The sequence below is a fragment of the Stenotrophomonas sp. LMG 10879 genome (assembly GCF_002750935.1).
Lineage (GTDB): Bacteria > Pseudomonadota > Gammaproteobacteria > Xanthomonadales > Xanthomonadaceae > Stenotrophomonas > Stenotrophomonas lactitubi_B.
Window position 1 is genome coordinate 142,482 of the sequence record NZ_PEJT01000003.1, and the last position, 20,712, is coordinate 163,193.

Consider the following 20,712-nt stretch of genomic DNA (forward strand, 5'->3'; position numbering starts at 1 on the left):
TTGAAAACCATCGAAATCCACACCGACGGTTCCTGCCTCGGCAATCCCGGCCCCGGCGGCTGGGCGGCGCTGCTGCGCTACAAGGGGCACGAGCGCGAACTGAGCGGTGGTGAAGCGCATACCACCAACAATCGGATGGAGCTGATGGCGGCCATTTCCGGCCTGGAGTCGCTGACCGAGCCCTGCGAGATCGTTCTCTACACCGATTCGCAGTACGTGCGGCAGGGCCTGACCCAGTGGCTGCCGGGATGGATCCGCAAGAACTGGAAGACCGCCGGCGGTGACCCGGTGAAGAACCGTGAACTGTGGGAGCGCCTGCAGGCAGCCACGCTGCGGCACCGGATCGACTGGCGCTGGGTGAAAGGCCACTCCGGTGACCCGGACAATGAACGCGTGGATACCCTGGCCCGCAACGCCGCGATCCAGATCCGCGACGGCAGCCCGGTAAACTGAGCCCATGCGTCAGATCATCCTTGATACCGAAACCACCGGCCTGGAATGGAAGAAGGGCAACCGCGTCGTCGAAATCGGCTGCGTCGAGTTGTTCAAGCGCCGCCCGACCGGCAACACCTATCACCAGTACCTGAAGCCCGACTGCGAATTCGAACAGGGCGCGCAGGAAGTCACCGGCCTGACCCTGGAGTTCCTGGCCGACAAGCCGGAGTTCGCGCAGGTCGTGGAGGAGTTCCTGGCCTTCATCGATGGCGCCGAGCTGATCATCCACAACGCGGCGTTCGATCTGGGCTTCCTCGACAACGAGCTGTCCCTGCTCGGCGAGCAGTACGGCAAGATCACCGATCGCTGCACGGTGATCGATACCCTGGCGCTGGCGCGCGAGCGTTTCCCGGGCCAACGCAACTCGCTCGATGCGCTGTGCAAGCGGCTGGGCGTGGACAACTCGCACCGCGCCCTGCATGGCGGTCTGCTGGATGCGCAGATCCTCGGCGATGTGTACATCGCGCTCACCTCGGGCCAGGAGGAGATCGGTTTCGGGCTGGGCGATGACGATGCCGGTGGCGCTGCGGCGTTGCAGGCGTTCGATGCGTCCAAGCTGCTGCCGCGCCCGCGCGTGGTGGCCACGCCGTCGGAACAGGAAGCGCATGCGGCGCGCCTGGAGCGGCTGCGCAAGAAGGCCGGCCACGCATTGTGGGACGGCCCGAAGGTGGAAGAAGCCGCGAGCGCGTAAGCGACCGCGGCAGCCACGCATGGCGTGGTGATACGGGTGAAATGCAGCCACGCATGGCGTGGCTCTACGGTAGATCCACGCCATGCGTGGATGCCGTTGCTCAGTGGCAGCGCACCAGGATCACGGTGATGTTGTCCGATGACGCGCCAGCGCAATCGCGCTGCCGCCCCACAATTTGCGCTGCAGATCGTGGGCCCCGTCTCACCAGCATCCATACCCCCGCCGCTTCGCGGCCGCCCCCTGACTCAGGGGGCTTCTCTCCGGCCGGCTTCAGTGGCAGCGCACAAGGATCACGGTGATGTTGTCCGAGCCGCCGCCGTCGAGGGCGGTGGCGACCAGGCTGTCCACGCATTCCTGGGCGCTGGCATCGTCGAAGGCGAGGGTGCGGGCGATGCCGCGATCATCCACTTCCTCGGTCAGGCCATCACTGCACAGCAGCAACTGCATGCCCGGTCGCAGCTCGCCGCTGGTGGTCGCCACGTTCAGGTGTGCCGGGTCGGTGACGCCCAGTGCCTGGGTGACCACGTTGCGGTGGGGATGGGCGCGTGCCTGCTCGGCGGTCAGGTTGCCCTGTGCGACCAGTTCCTGCACAACGCTGTGATCCTGGCTGAGCTGGGCAAGCTGGCCGTCGCGCCACAGGTAGGCGCGGCTGTCACCAACCCAGGCCACTTCGTAGCGGTTGCCCTGCACCCGTGCAGCGACCACGGTGGTGCCCATCGGCAGGCTGTCGTTGCGCCGGCGCGAGGCGCGGATGATCTCTTCGTCGGCCGTGCGGATCGCCTGCGCCAACGGCGCGCCACGGCGGATCTCGCGGACGATGGTCTCGCGCGCCAGTGCGCTGGCCACCTCGCCGCAGGCGTGCCCGCCCATGCCGTCGGCCACCAGCCACAGGGCCAGCTCGCCGTCACCGTAATAGGTGTCCTCGTTGAGCTCGCGGCGCAGGCCGGGGTGGGTGAGATGTCCGAATTCGATCATGGTGGGTGCTGGGAGCGGGGTAATGCCGGGGAGAACGGCATCATCACGGCCAAGCGGACATCCGGCAAGCCATGCAGTCAGGAAAATTTCACTTCATTGGGCACAATGACTTGTCGTCAGCCGCGCTTCCTCGTATGATGCGCGTCCCCGGTTCGCCGGGGAACATCTGGAGAGGTGGCAGAGCGGTTGAATGTACCTGACTCGAAATCAGGCAGGCGTTTATAGCGCCTCGGGGGTTCGAATCCCCCCCTCTCCGCCAGATTAAAAAAGAAGGGCTGCCGAAAGGCAGCCCTTCTTTTTTAATCTGGCTGGGGATGCGACGACGCTGCGCGCGTCGCCCCAAACGTTGCGGTGCAACGTTCGGGCCCCTCCCTTTGCCGGCCTCTCCCCGCCCCTGTCGGGGCAGCCCCTCAACAGAGGGGCTTGTTCCTCCAGATGGATCTGCATCAACGGATGCGGTGGGCAAGTGGGATCATCTGGCGCTGGGATGCGACGATGCTGCGCGCGTCGCCCCAAACGTTGCGATGCAACGTTCGGGCCCCTCCCTTTGCCGGCCTCTCCCCGCGGATGCTCCAGTAGATCCACGCCATGCGTGGATGCCGCTCGCATGCGGCGGGTTACCATGTATCCCATCACCTGCTGGAGCTCTCTCGATGACCGCTGAAATCCTCGTCCCCGTTTCATTCGGCGAGCTGTTGGACAAGATCTCGATCCTGCAGATCAAGTCCGAGCGCATCAGTGACGAAGGCAAGCTGGCCAACGTGCGCAAGGAATTGTCCGCGCTGGAAACCACGTGGATGGCGCACCCGGCGGCCGTGAAGGACATCGCCAAGCTGCGCGCCGAGCTGAAGGCGGTCAACGAGCAGCTGTGGGAGATCGAGGACGACATCCGCCTGAAGGACAAGGCGCAGGCCTTCGATCAGGGGTTCATCGACCTGGCGCGCAGCGTGTACCTGCGCAACGATGAGCGCGCGCGGATCAAGAAGGCGATCAACCTGGCGCTGGGCTCGGCCTATGTGGAAGAGAAGTCCTACCAGGACTACACGCAGCGCGCGTAATCCCGGGCAGCCCGATGCAGTGGATCCACGCCATGCGTGGATGAAACCGCGGGCTGCCGGACGGTGCGGACCAGGGGCCGCACCCACCCGACACCGCTCAGCCGCTTGGCCCGTCACTCACCCCAGGTGGTCGGCCACGTAGCGCTCGAACGCGGCAATGCCGTCCTCGACGGTGATCAGCTCCATCACGTCGTCGAATTCGATCTTGGTGCCCCACTTGAGGTCGGCGGCCTGCTTGCCCAGGTACTTGCGCGCTGCGTCGTCGTAGCGGTCCGCGCAGTAGCGGCGGTCCGAGTACGGGCCGCTGCGGTTCGGGTTGCTGGCCGCATGCAGGCCCAGCACTTTGGTGCCCATCGCATTGGCGATATGCATCGGGCCCGAGTCCGGCGTCATCACCAGGTTGGCGCGGGCCAGCAATGCCGGCAGCTGCTTGAGCGTGTCCTTGCCGACCAGGTCCAGCGCCGGAACATCCAGCTGGGCCAGGATGGCGTCGGCCATGCTGCGCTCCAGTTCGCTGCGACCACCGCACAGCACGATCCGCCAGCCGCGCGTGACGGCATGGTTGGCGACCTCGGCATAGCGGTCGGCGTACCAGTTGCGGCGCACGTGGCTGGAGCAGGGCGAGATCATCAGCACCGGGCGGCCATCGTCCTGCCATTGCGCGGCGGCCCAGTCATAGGCCGCCTGCGGCACGGCCAGGTCCCAGCTGACATCGGTCTGGCGCAGGCCCAGCGGCTCGCAGAAGCTGCCGATGGCATCGAGCACATGGATGCCCGGGCGATCAGCGATGCGCTCGTTGATGAAGAGGCCGTGCAGGTCCTTGGAGCGGCTGCGGTCGTAACCGATGCGGCGCTCGGCGGGAATGAAGGCGGACAGCACGTTGGCGCGGAACGCCACCTGCATCTGCAGCAGCGCCTCGAAACGCCCGGGCGGCAGCTGCTTGCGCAGTTCCTTCACCCCGGCCATGCCGGTCTTCTTGTCGTAGGCGTGGAAGGTGACGCCCGGCAGGCCATCAAGCAGCTTCTGCCCGACCTTGTCGATGATCCAGTGGATCGGCGTATCCGGGCGCGCGGCCTGCAGGGTGCGCACCAGCGGCACTACGTGGGTCACATCGCCCAGAGCGGACAGGCGCAGAAGACACAAGGAGGAGGACGCTGATGCCATGTGTTGTTAGACTCAAAGGAATGGTCGCATTCGACGCCAATGAAGCGCTGACGCCATGCCGCGAGGGTCGCGGCATCGGGGCCATTCTGTTCGACCGCGAGCGGCTGCGGCAAGCCGACATCGGTCTGTTCTCGCCACAGCACTGGGCCGGCAAGGCCCGGCCGGTGGGTGAGGGTGGCCGCGGCAGTGCCTGGTTCGTGGATGCGCCGTTCGGTCCCAGCGTGCTGCGGCACTACCTGCGCGGAGGGCTGGCGGCCCGGATCAGCCACGACCAGTACATCTGGCGGGGGGCGGACCGGACCCGCAGTTTTTCCGAATTCCGGCTGATGCGCGCGCTGCGCGAGAAGAAACTGCCGGTGCCCAGGCCGATTGCCGCCTTCTACATGCGTGAAGGCCTGCGCTACCGCGCCGCGATCCTGATGGAACGGATTGAAGGGGTGCGCTCGCTGGCCGACCGCGCGCTGGTGGCCGGGCGCGGTGCGCCGTGGGAGGAAACCGGGCGGATGATCGCGCGCTTCCACCGTGCCGGGCTGGACCATGCCGATCTCAATGCGCACAACATCCTGTTCGACGGCAACGGCCATGGCTGGCTGATCGACTTCGATCGCGGGGTGATCCGCATCCCGGCCACCGCCTGGCGCGAGCGCAATCTCAAGCGCCTGCTGCGCTCGCTGATCAAGCTGCGCGGTGAGCGCAGCGTGGAAGACGTGGAAAAAGACTATGCGCGCCTGCGTCGCGCCTATGACATGGCCTGGAACCGGGGCACCTGATGGACTGGTCGTTGCGTTTCCTCGGCGTCGGCAATGCGTCGGCGGTCGAGCTGGGTTCGCCGATGTCGGTGATCGAGCGTGATGGCCGGCCGTGGCTGACCATCGACTGTGGTGGTGAAGGCCTGACTGCCTTCAAGGCGCACTACGGGCATATGCCGCAGGCGCTGTTCGTCACCCATGTACACCTGGACCACGTGGCCGGTTTCGAGCGTCTGTTCGTGGACACCTTCTTCAGCGCGCAGCGGCGCGGCAAGGTGCGCCTGTACGTGCCGGCCACGGTGGTGCCGCTGCTGCACAAGCGCATCGGCGATTACCCGAACGTGCTGGCCGAGGGCGGCGCCAACTTCTGGGATGCCTTCCAGCTGATCGTGGTGGGCGATGCGTTCTGGCATGAGGGCGTGCGCCTGGAGGTGTTCCCGGTGCGCCACCACTGGCCGGAGACGGCCTATGGCCTGCGGCTGCAGGGCGCGCTGACCTGGAGCGGCGATACCCGGCCGATTCCGGAAATGCTGGCGCGCTTTGCCAATGACAATGAGCTGATCGCCCACGATTGCGGGTTGCATGGCAATCCTTCGCACACCGGCGTGGATGACCTGGAGCGCGAGTACAGCGCCGAGCTGCAGGCACGGATGATGCTGTACCACTACGCCAGCGTGGCCGATGGCCAGGCCCTGTCCGCGCGTGGGCACCGGGTGGCACAGCCGGGCCAGTGCGTTGTGCTGGCCACGCCGACCGCCCCGCACGTTCTGTCGCAGGATCCGCCGTGAGCAGTGCTGGCCGCGCCGCAACGCCGGCGCTGGCTGCCGAGCTGGAGGGGCTGGAACGCGCACTGCACTCCCCGCAGGTGCGCGCAGATCATGAGCGTCTGGCGGCATTGCTGGATGAGGATTTCAGCGAGATCGGCAGCTCCGGCCAGTGCTACGGCCGTGAGGCCGCGCTGGAAGAGATCCCGCTGGAGCGTGCGCAGGTGCTGATCGAGTCGGACCAGTACGCCGTGTGGATGCTGGCAGCGGGCCTGGCCCAGGTGCGTTACCGCAGTCGCTATCACGTCGATGGCCAACCACAGCGCTGGGTGCTGCGCAGCTCGCTGTGGCGGTTGCATGCAACGGGTTGGCGGGTGGCGTTCCATCAGGGCACGCCCGAGGCACGGTAGCGCCGGGCCATGCCGCGAAGGGCGGCAACCAGGGTTGGCATCCATCAGGGGCGGGGTATCGCCTGAAAAGGCGGTGGCCCCGCCGGCTGACCTCGGCGCCCGCGTCGATCGATACCGTTGCTGCCTTCCGGCCCTGGCGGAGTTTTCGACCTAGCGTCGCGAGGGGCCGACGGGGCCACCATAGAGACGTTGGCCGCCCGGAGGCGGCCGATTCACGGATCAGGGGAAGCAGCGCATGGAGCGCCGGAGACCACAGCCGGACTGCGCATCAGCTGACCGATGGCAGACGCGCATTCTAACGCAGGCATGGGTGCTGACGCCAGCTTCACGCGCTGAATCCGATGTAACCCGTTGGCTGCGGCATCGGCCTGGGGCTGCCGCCGTTGCTAGAATCCGGCCGCAGGAGGAACGACCTCCCCCACATCGGGATTCAATGACCAGGACGGCCTGGCCCTACCATCGGAGGGCTGTCATGGCCTGGATCTATCTGTTGTTTGCCGGCCTGCTGGAAATCGTCTGGGCCGTGTCGATGAAGCAGTCTGAAGGCTTCACCAAACTCACCCCCAGCATCATCACCATCATCGGCATGATCGCCAGCTTCTGGCTGCTGGCCGTTGCCATGCGCAGCCTGCCGCTGGGCACCGCTTATACGATCTGGACCGGCATCGGCGCGGTCGGTGCCTTCGTGGTCGGCATCGTATTCCTGGGCGAGCAGGTCAGCCCGATGCGGATTGGTGCAGCGGTATTGATCGTCGCCGGCCTGGTGCTGATGAAACTCTCCAGCAGCTGAGGCCGGTAACGGGTACGACGGGAATAGGGATATTCCCGTTTTGCCAAAACAAGAGAATATGCATATTCGGCAAAGTCGTGACGACTGCCGTGATTATTTGACGGCCATCATGAAAATAACGTGCCGGATTCACGTGGTGCTGGCGGTGGCGGTCGCACAGTGCGGCCATTCGTCAAGCGAAACCGGGGAGTTTTCGCGATGACGGACGTGCAGGGGCACGCCGTTCCTGCCGCGCTCTGACGTGAACGTGTGATTGTTTTCCAAGGTTGATACCGCAGGTCTTGTTCCCGGTGTGGAGCAGGGCGGGACGACATCACCTCAAAAAAACCTGCCTGCTGTGCCACCGGTCATTTCATGGAGATTTACCGATGAACCGCATTTACCGTCTGGTTTTCAATCGTGCTCTTGGCGTGATGCAGGTGGCTTCGGAGGTCGCCCAGAATCCATGTGGAAATGCGGGTACCGCGGTGCGGTTGCCGCGATTGAGAATGCATCAGCTGGCCGTTGCATTGGCTGCCACGCTGGCCAGTGGTTCGGCGTTCGCGGCGTGCTCCACGCCGGGCCCGGCAATTACCTGCACCGGGACCACCAACAATTTCGTGGACGCCACCAATGGTGTCCAGGTGACCGTAGCAGCGGGAGCGAATGTCGGTAGCACCGCTGGCCTGGGCAACTCGATGACGTTGAGCGGTAACGGCATCCAGCTCACCAACAACGGCACGATCGGTACCAATGTCGGTATTTTTGCCGCCTCCGGTGCGGTGCTTGGCAACGCGAGTGGCCAGACGATTACCGTCGACAACACCGCCACCGGCACGCTGCAGGGCTTCATCGATATCGGTTCACTACTGGGCGCAAGCGGTCGCGCGCTGTCCGTACAGAATGGCGCAAGTGGTATCACCACGATCAATAATGCCGGCACCATCAACATGAACTTCCTGCTGGGCGGGCTTGGTACGGCCGACGCGCCGGCCATTGTAAGCTACGGCGGCGCGCAGACGGTTCTGCGCAATACCGGGGGAATCACCGGGCGTGTCGGATTGGCTGGATCGGCGGCAGGCAATTCGGTCACCAACAGTGGCACGATCACCGGCAGCGTTCACCTCGGCGATTCGACGCAGGGAAATACTTTTACGGCCGTATCCGGGTCCAGTGTGGCGACCGGCGTCGGGGCATCGGCGGGAATCGATGTGCTGGGCGGCATCTCGGTCTCGCTGGCGGCAGCCGGTACGGTCAACGCCGGTGTGGGCGCCGGGGCAGCCAGCAACACATTGGTGTTGCAGAACGATGCCGCCGGCCCGGGATCCGGTACCGGGGGAGCAGTGACCACGCTGGGCTGGAACCAGTACCTCAACTTCCAGAAGCTGACCGTCAACAGTGGCACCTGGAACCTGCAAGGTGCCTGGGCCGGAACCGGCGCCACGCTCAACGATGGCCTGGTCAATTTCAACAACGCGGCGTCATTCGGTACCGGCATCTTCAACGTGAATGGAGGTGCCATCGCAGCATCGACGGCCGGGCTCACGCTTGCAAATCCCTTCGCGCTCAACACGGGCAGGCTGACGCTGGGCGGCACCAACGCCTTTGGTTTGAGTGGTGTGCTTACCGGTGCCGACGGCCTCACCGTCAACAACACCGGTGTGGTCACGCTGGGCGGAGCGAACCTGTTCTCCGGTGGCGTCAACCTCAACGCCGGTGGCCTGCTGCTGGGCAATGCAGGTGCACTGGGCAGCGGCAACCTGACGGTAGGCGGCAGCGCATCGCTGGATACCAGCGGGGTCTTCAACCTCGCCAACAACATCGTCGTCAACAGCGGCGGCAACCTCAATCTGCTCGGCAGCAATGCGGTCACCCTCAATGGTTCACTGTCGGGTGCGGGCAACCTGATCAAAAGCGGTGCGGGCACGCTGACCCTGGGCGGCGCGAATTTGCTGACCGGCGGTTTCTCGATCACCGGGGGGGCGCTGGCGCTCGGTGCGGGTGGCAGTCTGTCGCCCACCGGTGCGTTGACGCTGGCCACCGGTACGACGCTGGACCTCACCGCTGCAGCCAACCAGACAGTGGGATCGCTGGCCGGACTCGGCGGCACGGTCAACTTGGGCACCCGCACATTGACCCTCGGCGGGCTCGGTAATACCAGCTTCGCCGGCAACTTCACCGGCACCACCGGCGGCTTGATCAAGGTGGGTACCGGCATACAGACTCTGTTGGGCAGCAACGCGCTTACCGGCGGCGTGGCCCTCAACGGCGGCGGGCTGCTGTTGGGCAACAGCAACGCGCTGGGTACAGGTACGTTGAGCGTCGGTGCTGAAGTCACTCTGGATGGCACAACCGCGCTTTCGCTGGGCAACAACGTCTCGCTTGGCACCGGGGGTTCGCTGGCGCTGCAGGGCGGGCAGCCGTTGGTGTTCAACGGTGTGATTTCCGGCAACGGCAGCCTGGTCAAGAACGGCGCCGCACTGCTGACGTTGAATGGCGCCAACACATTCGGCGGCGGTGTCGTCGTCAATGGCGGCAACCTGCTGCTGGGCAACAACACGGCACTGGGTACCGGCCTGCTGGACATCAACAATGCCGCCACGCTGGATGCAAGCGCGGCGTTGAACGTGGGCAACAACATCAATCTTGCCGCGGGTGGCTCTCTCAACGTGCTGGGTGGCCAGCCGCTGACGCTGGGAGGTGCGCTGGGTGGCAACGGCGGCCTGATAAAGAGCGGCACTTCGACGCTGACGCTGACCGGCGCCAATACCTTCACCGGCGGCTTGAACGTTGCCGCCGGCACGGTGGCGCTGGGCAGTGGCGGCAGCCTGGCCGCGACCGGCGCGGTCAGCCTGTCCGGTGCTGGCGCGGCGTTGGATCTTTCCCTGGCTGGCAACCAGACCATCGGCGCACTGTCCGGCGTGGCAGGTACCACCGTGGCATTGGGCGCCAACACGCTCAGCTTTGGTAGTGCGACCGACCAGACGTTCGCCGGTGTGATCAGTGGCGTTGGCGGGGGCCTGGTAAAGAACGGCAGCGGCGTACAGACATTGACCGGTGCAAACACCTTCACCGGCGGCGTCGCGCTCAATGCCGGCGGGCTGCTGCTGGGCAACAGCGGCGCGCTGGGAACCGGTGCGCTGAGCATCAACGGTGCCGCGACGCTGGAGGGAACCACCGCGCTAAATCTGGGCAACGCGGTCAATCTTGGTGCCGCGCTGACACTGGGCGGCAGCAACAACATCACCCTGACCGGCGACATCTCCGGTGTCGGCAGCCTGACCAAGAACGGTGCCTCGCAGCTGACCTTGAACGGTACCAACGGGTTCAGTGGTGGCTTGAATCTCAATGCGGGCAGCGTGCTGCTGGGCAACAGTGCAGCGGCCGGCACCGGCGCGCTGAACATCGGTGGCAACGTGTCGCTGGACGGATCGACCGCACTGAACCTGACCAACAACGTTGCATTGGCTACCGGTGCGATCCTTACGCTCCCCGGCAGCCAGAACGTCACCCTGGGCGGCGTGGTGTCCGGCGACGGTGGCCTGGTGAAGAACGGCGCCACGGTGTTGACGCTCAATGGTGCCAATACCTTCGGTGGCGGCCTGAGCCTGGCCGGCGGCGGCCTGCTGCTGGGCAACAGTGGAGCGCTGGGAACCGGCGCGCTGAACGTTGCTGCGAACGCCAGCCTGGACGGCAGCGTTGCGCTTGATCTGACCAATGCGGTCAACCTGGGCGCAGGCTCGGCACTGACGCTGATCGGCAGCAACGCACTTACGCTCGGTGGCGTGGTGTCCGGTACCGGCGGTCTGGTCAAGAACGGCGCCGGTACACTGACGCTCAACAGCGCCAATACCTTCAGCGGTGGACTGGCGCTCAATGCGGGCAGCCTGACGCTGGGCAATGCAGGGGCGCTGGGTACCGGCTCGCTGAGTGTGGGGGGCAATGCATCGTTGGACGCTGGTGCCGCGCTCGCCCTCGGCAACAACATCGGGTTGGCATCGGGCGCCACGCTGGCGATACAGGGCAGCAACGCGCTGACCCTGGCGGGGCTGCTGTCCGGCGCCGGCGCGCTGACCAAGAACGGAACGGCCACGCTTACTCTGAGCGGTGCCAATACCTATACCGGCGGCACTCTGGTCAATGCGGGCACGCTGGCACTGGGGGCGGGGGGCAGTCTTGCCGCGGGCGGCAACGTGACGCTCGGCGGCCTCGGCGCAGGTCTGGATATCTCCGGTGCCGGTGGCAACCAGGCCATCGGTGCGCTCGCGGGCGTGACCGGCAGCAGCCTTTCGCTGGGCGGAAATTCTCTGACCTTCGGTACGGCAGCCAATGCGGTGTTCGACGGCGTGATCAGCGGAGGCGGGGGGCTGGTCAAGGTGGGCGCAGGCGTGCAGACCCTGTCCGCTGCCAACACCTTCGGCGGCGGCGTCAGCCTCAATGCCGGTGGCCTGGTGCTCGGCAATGACGCGGCGCTGGGCAGCGGTGTGCTGACCGTGGGCGGTGCGGCGACGCTCGACACCAGCCTGGCAGCGACGCTGGTCAACAACATCACGCTCAACGCCGGCTTGACGGTGCTGGGCAGCAATGCGCTGACGCTCAACGGGGTGATCTCCGGCACCGGCGGCCTGACCAAGAACGGCGCTGCCACGCTCACCTTGAACGGCGTGAACACCTATACCGGCGGCACCAACGTCAATGCCGGCACGCTCGCGCTGGGCGCAGGTGCAAGCCTGGCCGCCAGCGGCATCGTCAACCTGGCCACCGGCGCCATCCTGGATCTCTCTGCGGGCAGTGGTGCCCAGACCTTCGGCACCCTGACCGGCAATGGCACGGTCAACCTGGGGGCGAACTCGATCACCGTCGGCGGACCGACCAACGGTGTCTTCAGCGGCTCCATCGCCGGCACCGGTGGCCTGATCAAGGAGGGGACCGGCACTGAAACGCTGACCGGTACCAACACCTTCACCGGTGGCACGCTGATCAATGCGGGCACGCTGGCGATCGGTGCCGGCGGCAGCCTGGCGGCAACAGGCGCGGTTACGCTGTCCGCACCGGGCACCGGCTTCGATATCTCGGCCGCGGGCAACCAGGCGATCGGCGCGCTCAACGGCGTCGCCGGCAGCGCCGTGGCGCTGGGTAGCAACACGCTGACCTTTGGCGGCACCGACAACGGCACCTTTGATGGTGTGATCGGTGGTACCGGCGGGCTGGTCAAGAACGGCACGGGCATCCAGACGCTGGGCGCTGCCAACCTCTTCGGTGGTGGGGTTGCACTCAACGGTGGCGGCCTGGTGGTCGGCAACAATGCCGCGCTGGGTACCGGCGCGCTGACCGTGGGCGCCAACGCGTCGTTGGACAGCAGCATCGCCGCGACTCTCGGCAACGATATCGGCCTGCTGGCTGGTGCGACGCTCAATCTGCTCGGCAGCAATGCATTGACGTTGGGCGGGGCAGTCACCGGCGACGGTGGCCTGATCAAGAACGGCGCGGCAACGGTGACCCTGACCGGCAGCAACACCTTCACCGGCGGTACGGTCATCAACAGCGGCACGCTGGCGATCGGCGCGGGCGGAAGCCTGTCGCCGACCGGTGCGGTGAACCTGGCCGGTACTGGCACGTTCGACATCTCCGCCGGTGGCAACCAGGGCATCGGTTCGCTGGCGGGCGTGGCCGGCAGCACGGTGTCGCTGGGCGGCAACAACCTGACTCTGGGAGGCACCACCGACGCGACGTTCAACGGCGCCCTGACCGGCAGCGGTGGGCTGGTCAAGAATGGCAGCGGCGTGCAGACGCTCAACGGTGCCAGCACCTTCGGTGGCGGCGTCACCCTCAATGCCGGCGGCCTGGTGGTGGGCAACAACACGGCGCTGGGTACGGGCACGCTGACGGTCGGCGGCGCTTCCACGCTTGATTCCAGCAGCGCGGTGACCTTGGCCAACAACATGGTGCTCAACGCTGGCCTGACCGTACTGGGCAGCAACGATCTCACGCTCAACGGCAACCTGTCGGGCACCGGCAGCCTGACCAAGGACGGCGTGGCTACCCTCACCTTGAACGGCACCAATACCTACACTGGCGGGACCAACATCAATGCGGGCACGCTCGCTCTGGGGGCCGGTGCCAGTCTCAGTGCAGGTGGCATCGTCAATCTCGCCACCGGTGCCACCTTCGATCTTTCAGCGGGCAGTGGCACGCAGGTGTTCGGCACGCTGATCGGCAACGGTACGGTCAACCTCGGTGCGAACACGTTGACCATCGGTGATTCCACCAACGGCGTGTTCAGTGGTTCGATCGGCGGCACCGGTGGCCTGATCAAGGCAGGCACGGGTACCGAGACATTGACCGGCACCAACACCTTCACTGGCGGCACCACCATCAACGCCGGCACGCTGGCGATCGGTGCCGGTGGCAGCCTGGCCGCAACCGGCGCGTTGAACCTGGCCAACGCCGGTACCGGTTTTGACATCTCCAGCGGTGGCAACCAGGCCATCGGTACGCTGTCCGGCGTTGCCGGCAGCACGATCAGCCTTGGCGGCAACACGCTGACCACCAACGCAGCGGGCAACAGCACGTTTGCCGGCGACATCAGCGGCAGCGGTGGACTGGTCAAGAACGGTGCGGGCGTGCTCGGCCTGACCGGCAGCAACACCTTCGGTGGCGGAGTGGCGCTCAATGCCGGTGGTCTGTCGCTGGGTAGCAATGGTGCCTTGGGTACCGGCGCGCTGACCGTGGGCGGCGATGCCACGTTGGACGGCACTGTGCCGCTGACCCTGGGCAACAACGTGCAGCTGGCAAGCGGCACGCTGACCCTGCTGGGCGGCACGCCGCTGACGCTGGACGGCGACATCGCCGGCGCCGGCAACCTGCTGAAGGATGGCGCAGCGACGGTGACCCTGGGTGGTGCCAGCAGCTACACCGGTACCACGACGATCAACAGCGGCACCCTGGCCGTCGCGGCCGGTGGCAGCCTGTCCTCGGCCAGCACGGTGAATCTGGCCGGCGCCGGAACGCTGGACATCAGTGCGGCCGGCAACCAGAGCATCGGTGGCCTGGCCGGTGTTGCCAGCGGCAACGTGGTGCTGGGCGGTTCCACCCTGACCACCGGCGGCAGCAATGCCAACACGACCTTCGGCGGCACCATCGGTGGAAGCGGTGGGCTGGTGCAGACCGGCAGCGGCACGTTGACCCTGACCGGCAACAACACCTACACCGGTGGCACCACCATCAACGGGGGCAGCACGCTGCAGATCGGCAATGGCGGCGCGACCGGTGCAATCGTCGGCGACGTGACCAACAACGGCGCGCTGGTGGTCAACCTGTCGGCCAACACGACACTCGGTGGGACTGTCAGCGGCAGCGGTGGCCTGACCCAGGCCGGCAGCGGCACGCTGACCCTGACCGGCAACAACACCTATACCGGCGGCACCACCATCAACAGCGGTGGCACCCTGCAGGTGGGCAATGGTGGCGCCACGGGGGCGATCATCGGCGACGTCGGCAACAACGGCAGCCTGGTGTTCAACGTCGGTGGCAACACCACGCTGGGTGGTGTGGTCAGTGGCAGCGGCGGACTGACCCAGGCCGGTGCCGGCACGCTGACCTTGACCGGCAACAACACCTACACCGGCGGTACCACCATCAACACCGGCGCTACGCTGCAGGTCGGCAATGGCGGTGCCAGCGGTGCGATCGCCGGCAACGTCAGCAACAACGGCAGCCTGGTGTTCAATGTCGGCGGCAACACCACGCTTGGCGGCGTGGTCAGTGGCAGCGGCGGGTTGACCCAGGCCGGCAGCGGCACGCTGACCCTGACCGGCAACAACACCTATACCGGCGGCACCACGATCAACGCTGGCGGTACCGTGCAGATCGGCAACGGCGGCGCCAGCGGCGCGATCACCGGCAACATCACCAACAATGGTGGCCTGGTGGTCAACACCGGCGGCACCACGACACTGGGTGGCAGCATCAGTGGCACTGGCAGCATCGTGCAGGCCGGCCCGGGCCCGCTCAACCTGGGCGGCAACAGTGGCGGATTCACCGGTACTGGCCAAGTCACCGGCGGTGGCCTGAATGTCACCGGCACCATCGGTGGCCAATGGACCATCGGCAGCGGCACCACGTTGTCGGGTACCGGCACCATCGGCGGCAGCGCTGGCGGCGTCACCGTAAGCAGCGGCGGTGTGCTGTCGCCGGGCAACGGCCCGGGCAATGGCAGCAGTGGCGGCAACGGTGCGGGCACGATCACCGTGGGTGGCAACCTGACCCTGGCACCGGGCAGCACGCTGTCGGTCGACCTGGGCGCTACCGGCAGCGACGTGGTGCAGGTGGGTGGCAGCGCGAACATCGGCGGTGCATCGGTGGTGGTCAATGCCATCAACCCGAACACCAGCTACCAGCAAGGCCAGCAGTACACGATCATCAACGCAGGCGGCGGTGTCAGCGGGCAGTTCGTGCCGCCCACCACCACCTCGGCCTTCCTCTCGCTGAGCCCGGTGTATACACCGAATGCCGCGCAGCTGAAGATCGATGTGAAGCAGACAGCGGCCTTCGTCACGGCGGCGCAGACCCGCAACCAGCTGGGCGTGGCATCGGCGCTGGACAGCCTGCCGCAGACCGGCGCGGCGCTGGGCCTGTACAACACGCTGCTGGCCTACGACACCGCCACCGCGCGCAACGCGTTCAACCAGCTCTCCGGTGAAGTGCATGCGGCCAGCCGTGCAGTGCTGCTGTACGACAACTACCTGGAAGAGGGCATCCGCCAGCGTCTGGGCAGCGAGCTGCCGACGGTGCGGGGCGAGCGTGCTTCGGCATGGCTGGCCGGTAGCGGCAAGGTGTTCAAGCAGGACGGCGATGGCAACGGTGACGAGATCCGTGCCAACCGCAATGCACTGATGGCCGGCGTCGACTGGAAGCTCGGCGAGCATGTGGTGCTGGGTGCGGCGGCGGGCAGCGAGCGGCTGGATACGCGGCTGTACGATCGCCAGTCGCGTGCACGCCTGCGCGGCAATACCTATGGGCTGTATGCGCAGGGCGAGTGGAACAACGGGTTTGCGGTCGGTGGCAGCGTGTCGCGCGGCGATTACCGCACGCGCACCACGCGTGAAGTGCCGCTGCTGGCACAGACCCTGCACAGCCGCCAGGACTCGGATGTCACCATCGCCCAGATCGAAGGCAGCTGGACCTGGACCCATGGCCGGACGCAGCTGCAGCCGTACGTGCAGTTCACCAAGCACTGGGTGGACAGCGATCGGGCGGTGGAGCAGGGCGGTAGCGCGGCGCTGGTACTGGAGGGCGGCAAGGACACGCTCAATGTCAGCACCGTCGGCGTTCGCGGCCGCTGGGATGTGGGCAGCGGCGATCGCTATCCGGCACAGCTGACGGTCGGGCTGGGCTGGCAGCACGCGTCCGGTGACACCGACGTAGCCAGCCGGCAGAGCTTCGCCGTCGGTGGCAATGCGTTCGACGCCTACAGTGCCGTGATGGCGCGCAATGCGCTGGTCAGCCAGGTCGGCGTAGCCGTGGGCCTGGGACGCAGCAGCCAGTTGTCGCTGTTCGTGCAGGGCCAGCATGGCGACGGTCGCAACGATGTTGGTGGCCAGTTGAACCTGCGCGTCGGCTTCTGAGCTGACGCATGCCAACGGTAGATCCACGCCCTGCGTGGATCCGTCGGGAGCGGGAAGCTACAGCACCCGCTCCATCTCCACGGCGTCGATCCCGGCGCCGTGGCCGTCGGCCACCACGCGTACCACCTGGAAGCCGAGGCCGGCATAGAAGCCCTGCGTGTGCTGGCTGGTACTGAGCGTGATGCGCTGGATCGACGGGTCTGTGTCAGCCTGATGCAGCCGGGCCACTGCCAGCGTGCGTCCCAGCCCCTGTCTGTGGCGACTTCGTTCAACCATGCCCCAGCAGAAGCTGGTGCTGCCTTCGCCGCAGTTCCAGAGACCACCACAGGCCACCACCTGGCCATCGACCTCGATCACCTGGAATGCGCACTGTGCGGCATGTTCGTGCAGGAAGCGCTCGAAGTCTCCTCGCTCCTGGGGGGCGAAGTAGGTGGGCACGTTGCTGTCGAAGATCGACAGGCAGGCGGTGATGTCGCTGCAGTGGTAGGGGCGGGGTGTCATGAAGAAACGTCATCGTGGTGGCGGGCACATTGTGCGCGAGGTCCGTGCCATTGATGTCCGAACATGGCGAGCCCGGAAACCGGTTCGGGCGCAGACTGCAGGTCCCCGTCATCAGGAGGTTCCATGTCGAATGCTCATGCCAGTTTCGTAAAACTCCACCAAGGCGCCGATCTTTACGTGCTGCCCAACGTATGGGATGCCGGTGGCGCCCGCCTGGTCCAGCAGCAGGGGGCGCTCGCGGTGGGAACATCGAGTGCTGCGATGGCGTGGTCCTGCGGTCATGCCGATGGCGGTGCGCTGCCTGATACTGCGCTGCTGCAGCGGATTTCCGAAATTGTGGGTGTGACCTCGCTGCCGGTCACGGTCGATATCGAGGATGGCTACAGCGATGCGCCCGACGTGGTCGCTGCGAGGGTGCTGCGCCTGGTCGATGCGGGTGTGGTCGGGATCAACATCGAAGACGGCGCCGGCAGCCCTGCGGCGCTGGTGGCCAAGATCAGCGCCATCCGTTCTGCGCTGGGCGGGCGACCACTGTTCATCAATGCGCGCACTGACGTTTATCTGCGCGGCCTCGCCGAAGGTGAGGAGGCCGTCGGGATGAGCATCGATCGGCTGCAGGCCTATGCACGTGCCGGTGCCGACGGCGGCTTCGTGCCGGGACTGCGCGCGCTGGACGAGGCGGCGGCGATTGCCGGCGCCGTGCCGCTGCCTCTCAACCTGATGTGGCTGCCGGGGATGGCATCGTTTGCTGCACTGTCGCAGGCCGGCGTACGGCGGCTGAGCGCAGGGCCGGCGTTGTTCATGCATGCATGGGCGGCGATGGCCGCGGCGACCACGGATTTTCTCGGCGACGCGATGGCGATGCCGGAGGGGGCGCCGGGGTATGCGGCCTTGAACCAGCTGTTCAGCGAAAGGTGAGGGCGCTGGGGACGGGGGCAGCGGGAGGCTGGGCATGGGCGGGTAGTCGCCTCGACCGGGCCGAGGCATCCACGCATGGCGTGGATCTACTGATGCATCTGGAGGAGCAAGCCCCTCTGTTGAGGGGCTGCCCCGACAGGGGCGGGGAGAGGCAGGCAAAGGGAGGGGCCCGGACGTTGCGCAGCAACGTCTGGGGCGAAGCGCGCGCAGCGCACTTCGCGTCCCGCGCCAGATAACTGAAAAAGGCTGCCCTTTCGGGCAGCCTTTTTCAGTTATCTGGCGGAGAGAGGGGGATTCGAACCCCCGAAGCGCGGTTTAGACGCTTACACACTTTCCAGGCGTGCTCCTTCAACCACTCGGACACCTCTCCGGATCCCTGCCATCGGCAAACGCCTCAGCAGGGGCGCAGATTCTAGCGGGCGCAGCGGCAGGACACAAGCACTGGTTTGCAGGGCGAGAGGGCTGGACAGGCGTGGCACAATGGAACATCCGATGGAAGACGGTGGCCTGATGTCCTATCTCGTCCTTGCCCGCAAGTGGCGTCCGAAGCGTTTTGCCGAGCTGGTGGGCCAGGAACACGTGGTCCGTGCGCTCAGCAATGCGCTGGACAGCGGCCGGGTCCACCATGCGTTCCTGTTTACCGGTACCCGCGGCGTGGGCAAGACCACGATCGCGCGCATCTTCGCCAAATCGCTGAACTGCGAGCAGGGCACCAGTGCCGATCCCTGCGGCCAGTGTGCGGCCTGCCTGGACATCGACGCCGGTCGCTACATCGACCTGCTGGAAATCGATGCCGCGTCCAATACCGGCGTGGACGATGTGCGCGAGGTGATCGAGAACGCCCAGTACATGCCCTCGCGTGGCAAGTACAAGGTGTACCTGATCGACGAAGTGCACATGCTGTCCAAGGCCGCGTTCAATGCGCTGCTGAAGACGCTGGAAGAGCCGCCGGAGCATGTGAAGTTCCTGCTGGCCACCACCGACCCGCAGAAGCTGCCGGTCACCGTGCTCAGCCGCTGCCTGCAGTTCAACCTCAAGCGCCTGGATGAAGATCAGATCCAGGGGCAGATGACCCGCATCCTCACCGCCGAGGAGATCGAGTCGGACCCGACCGCCATCGTGCAGCTGGCCAAGGCCGCCGACGGCAGCCTGCGTGACGGCCTGTCGCTGCTCGACCAGGCCATTGCCTACGCCGGCGGTGCGCTGCGCGAGGACGTGGTGCGCACCATGCTGGGCACGGTCGACCGTACCCAGGTGGCGGCCATGCTCGATGCCTTGGCCGAAGGCGATGGCCCGCGCCTGCTGCAGGTGGTAGCGGCGCTGGCCGAGTTCTCGCCGGACTGGAGCGGCGTGCTTGATGCGCTGGCCGAGGGCCTGCACCGCATCCAGGTGCAGCAACTGGTGCCGGGCGCGTCCGCCGCTGCCGAAGGACTGGATGCCAGCGTGTTTGCCGAGCGCCTGCGCCCGGAAGTGGTCCAGCTCTGGTATCAGATGGCCCTGAACGGTCGTCGCGATCTGCCATTGGCGCCCAGCCCGCGCGCCGGCTTTGAAATGGCCGTGCTGCGCATGCTGGCGTTCCGCCCAGCGGCTGCGGTGCCGTCGGTGCCGCGCACTCCGGAATCCTCCGGTGGCAGCGCACCGACCGGTACGGGCCAGACCGGGGGCAGCGTTGCTGGCAGCCACGAAGGCGCTGCCACGGCGGCTGCTGCGGCGCCAGAAGCCGCAGCCGTCGCCCAGGCCTCGGCACCGGTGCTGGCAGAGGCCATCGCACAGACGCCGACCCCGGCACCACAGCGCGAACCCGAGCCGGAACCCGAGCCGACCCCGGAACCGGATCCGACCCCTGAACCTGAACCGGTTCCGGTCGAAGAACCCGGGTCACCCCTGCCGATGAAGACGCAGCTGGCTGCCGAGGCAGCCACGCCCAAGGCACCCGCCGAGGCGGACGACCTGCCGCCGTGGGCGACCGACGAGGCTGGCGCGCGCGATGAAGCGCTGGCGGCCGAGATGGCGACGCCCGACGCGGCCATGGTCGCCCCGTGGCACGAGCCGCCAGTGCCGGCGCCGCAGCCGGTTGCAGAGGCTGCTGCCGTGCCGGAGCGTCCGTTCCGTGCCGAAGGCATCCCGATCGCCCCGGCCGTCGAGGTTGTCGCTTCCGACCGCGCTGCGGCGGGCAGCATCAGCGAGCTTGCCTGTGCCGAGGACTGGCTCGACCTGGTTGCCAACAGTGGCCTGAGCGGTCCATCGCGACAGCTTGCAGCCAATGCGGCCTTCATCAGTTGCCAGCAGGGGGTCTTGAAACTGGGCCTTTCGCCCGGATTTGAGTACCTGCGTTCCGAGCGCGCGCTGGCAGCGCTGGGCGAGGTGCTGGAAAAGTCCCTCGGTCACGCGCTGAAGATCGTGGTCGAAACCGTGGAAACCGAGCAGGTCCCGGCCGAGACCCTGCACCAGCGTGCCGACCGCCAGCGTGGCGAGCGGCAGCAGGCTGCCGAGGCCATTTTCATGGACGATCCGGAAGTCCAGCTGCTGATCCAGCAGCACGGCGCCCGGGTTGTTTCCGATTCCATCCGTTCTTTTGACGAGTAAGACGAC

Annotated in this window: 13 protein-coding genes, 2 tRNA genes and 1 other RNA gene; 11 read left to right on the plus strand and 5 right to left on the minus strand. The window is 66.5% G+C overall.

What is annotated here, in order from left to right; translation table 11 throughout:
- Together rnhA and dnaQ are read left to right on the plus strand one after the other, a co-directional pair.
- Positions 1–453 (plus strand): ribonuclease HI, encoded by a 453-nt coding sequence (rnhA, locus tag CR919_RS05645; RefSeq protein WP_099819183.1) that lies wholly within the window; start codon positions 1–3, stop codon positions 451–453.
- A gap of 4 nt (positions 454–457) precedes the next feature.
- Positions 458–1,186: a DNA polymerase III subunit epsilon gene (gene dnaQ / locus CR919_RS05650; RefSeq protein WP_025878156.1), complete on the plus strand. Its 729-nt coding sequence runs from the start codon at positions 458–460 to the stop codon at positions 1,184–1,186.
- A gap of 270 nt (positions 1,187–1,456) precedes the next feature.
- Here the strand turns inward: dnaQ and CR919_RS05655 are convergent, their stop codons facing one another.
- Positions 1,457–2,161: a protein phosphatase 2C domain-containing protein gene (locus CR919_RS05655; RefSeq protein WP_099819184.1), complete on the minus strand. Its 705-nt coding sequence runs from the start codon at positions 2,159–2,161 to the stop codon at positions 1,457–1,459.
- Positions 2,162–2,329: 168 nt separating this feature from the next.
- Between CR919_RS05655 and CR919_RS05660 the strand changes: the two genes are divergently transcribed.
- A tRNA-Ser gene (locus CR919_RS05660) sits at positions 2,330–2,420 on the plus strand.
- Between the two features lie 394 nt (positions 2,421–2,814).
- Complete coding sequence (locus CR919_RS05665; protein ID WP_032977378.1) at positions 2,815–3,219, plus strand: DUF6165 family protein; 405 nt, start codon at positions 2,815–2,817, stop codon at positions 3,217–3,219.
- A gap of 117 nt (positions 3,220–3,336) precedes the next feature.
- Here the strand turns inward: CR919_RS05665 and CR919_RS05670 are convergent, their stop codons facing one another.
- A complete protein-coding gene (locus CR919_RS05670; RefSeq protein ID WP_099819185.1) occupies positions 3,337–4,383 on the minus strand; it encodes a glycosyltransferase family 9 protein in 1,047 nt (348 codons plus the stop codon).
- A 20-nt stretch (positions 4,384–4,403) separates the two neighbouring features.
- Between CR919_RS05670 and CR919_RS05675 the strand changes: the two genes are divergently transcribed.
- From CR919_RS05675 to CR919_RS05685, 3 genes are read left to right on the plus strand one after another with little or no spacing between them, the layout of a single operon-like run.
- Entirely contained in the window at positions 4,404–5,153 is a 750-nt protein-coding gene (locus tag CR919_RS05675) for a 3-deoxy-D-manno-octulosonic acid kinase (protein WP_099819186.1), read from the plus strand.
- A complete protein-coding gene (locus CR919_RS05680) occupies positions 5,153–5,920 on the plus strand; it encodes an MBL fold metallo-hydrolase (RefSeq protein WP_099819187.1) in 768 nt (255 codons plus the stop codon). The genes CR919_RS05675 and CR919_RS05680 overlap by 1 nt, the downstream gene beginning before the upstream one ends.
- Positions 5,917–6,306 carry a DUF4440 domain-containing protein gene (locus CR919_RS05685; protein WP_099819188.1) on the plus strand — a complete coding sequence of 130 codons (390 nt, stop codon included), beginning with the start codon at positions 5,917–5,919 and terminating at the stop codon, positions 6,304–6,306. The genes CR919_RS05680 and CR919_RS05685 overlap by 4 nt, the downstream gene beginning before the upstream one ends.
- Positions 6,307–6,382: 76 nt before the next feature.
- Here the strand turns inward: CR919_RS05685 and ffs are convergent.
- Positions 6,383–6,479, minus strand: an RNA gene (ffs, locus tag CR919_RS05690) — signal recognition particle sRNA small type.
- A gap of 299 nt (positions 6,480–6,778) precedes the next feature.
- On the opposite strand from ffs, the gene sugE reads away from it, so the two are divergent.
- A complete protein-coding gene (gene sugE / locus CR919_RS05695; protein ID WP_099819189.1) occupies positions 6,779–7,096 on the plus strand; it encodes a quaternary ammonium compound efflux SMR transporter SugE in 318 nt (105 codons plus the stop codon).
- 368 nt (positions 7,097–7,464) lie between these two features.
- Entirely contained in the window at positions 7,465–16,701 is a 9,237-nt protein-coding gene (locus tag CR919_RS05700; protein WP_099819190.1) for an autotransporter-associated beta strand repeat-containing protein, read from the plus strand.
- Positions 16,702–16,758: 57 nt separating this feature from the next.
- On the opposite strand, the gene CR919_RS05705 is transcribed toward CR919_RS05700, so the two are convergent.
- The gene (locus tag CR919_RS05705) at positions 16,759–17,202 is read right to left on the minus strand and encodes a GNAT family N-acetyltransferase (protein WP_099819191.1); all 444 of its coding nucleotides are present in this window, start codon (positions 17,200–17,202) and stop codon (positions 16,759–16,761) included.
- 63 nt (positions 17,203–17,265) lie between these two features.
- On the opposite strand from CR919_RS05705, the gene CR919_RS05710 reads away from it, so the two are divergent.
- A complete protein-coding gene (locus CR919_RS05710; RefSeq protein WP_099819192.1) occupies positions 17,266–18,120 on the plus strand; it encodes an isocitrate lyase/phosphoenolpyruvate mutase family protein in 855 nt (284 codons plus the stop codon).
- A 277-nt stretch (positions 18,121–18,397) separates the two neighbouring features.
- Here CR919_RS05710 and CR919_RS05720 read toward each other — a convergent pair.
- Positions 18,398–18,490, minus strand: a tRNA-Ser gene (locus CR919_RS05720).
- Between the two features lie 122 nt (positions 18,491–18,612).
- On the opposite strand from CR919_RS05720, the gene dnaX reads away from it, so the two are divergent.
- Positions 18,613–20,706 carry a DNA polymerase III subunit gamma/tau gene (gene dnaX, locus CR919_RS05725; protein ID WP_099819194.1) on the plus strand — a complete coding sequence of 698 codons (2,094 nt, stop codon included), beginning with the start codon at positions 18,613–18,615 and terminating at the stop codon, positions 20,704–20,706.
- Positions 20,707–20,712: the final 6 nt, after the last annotated feature.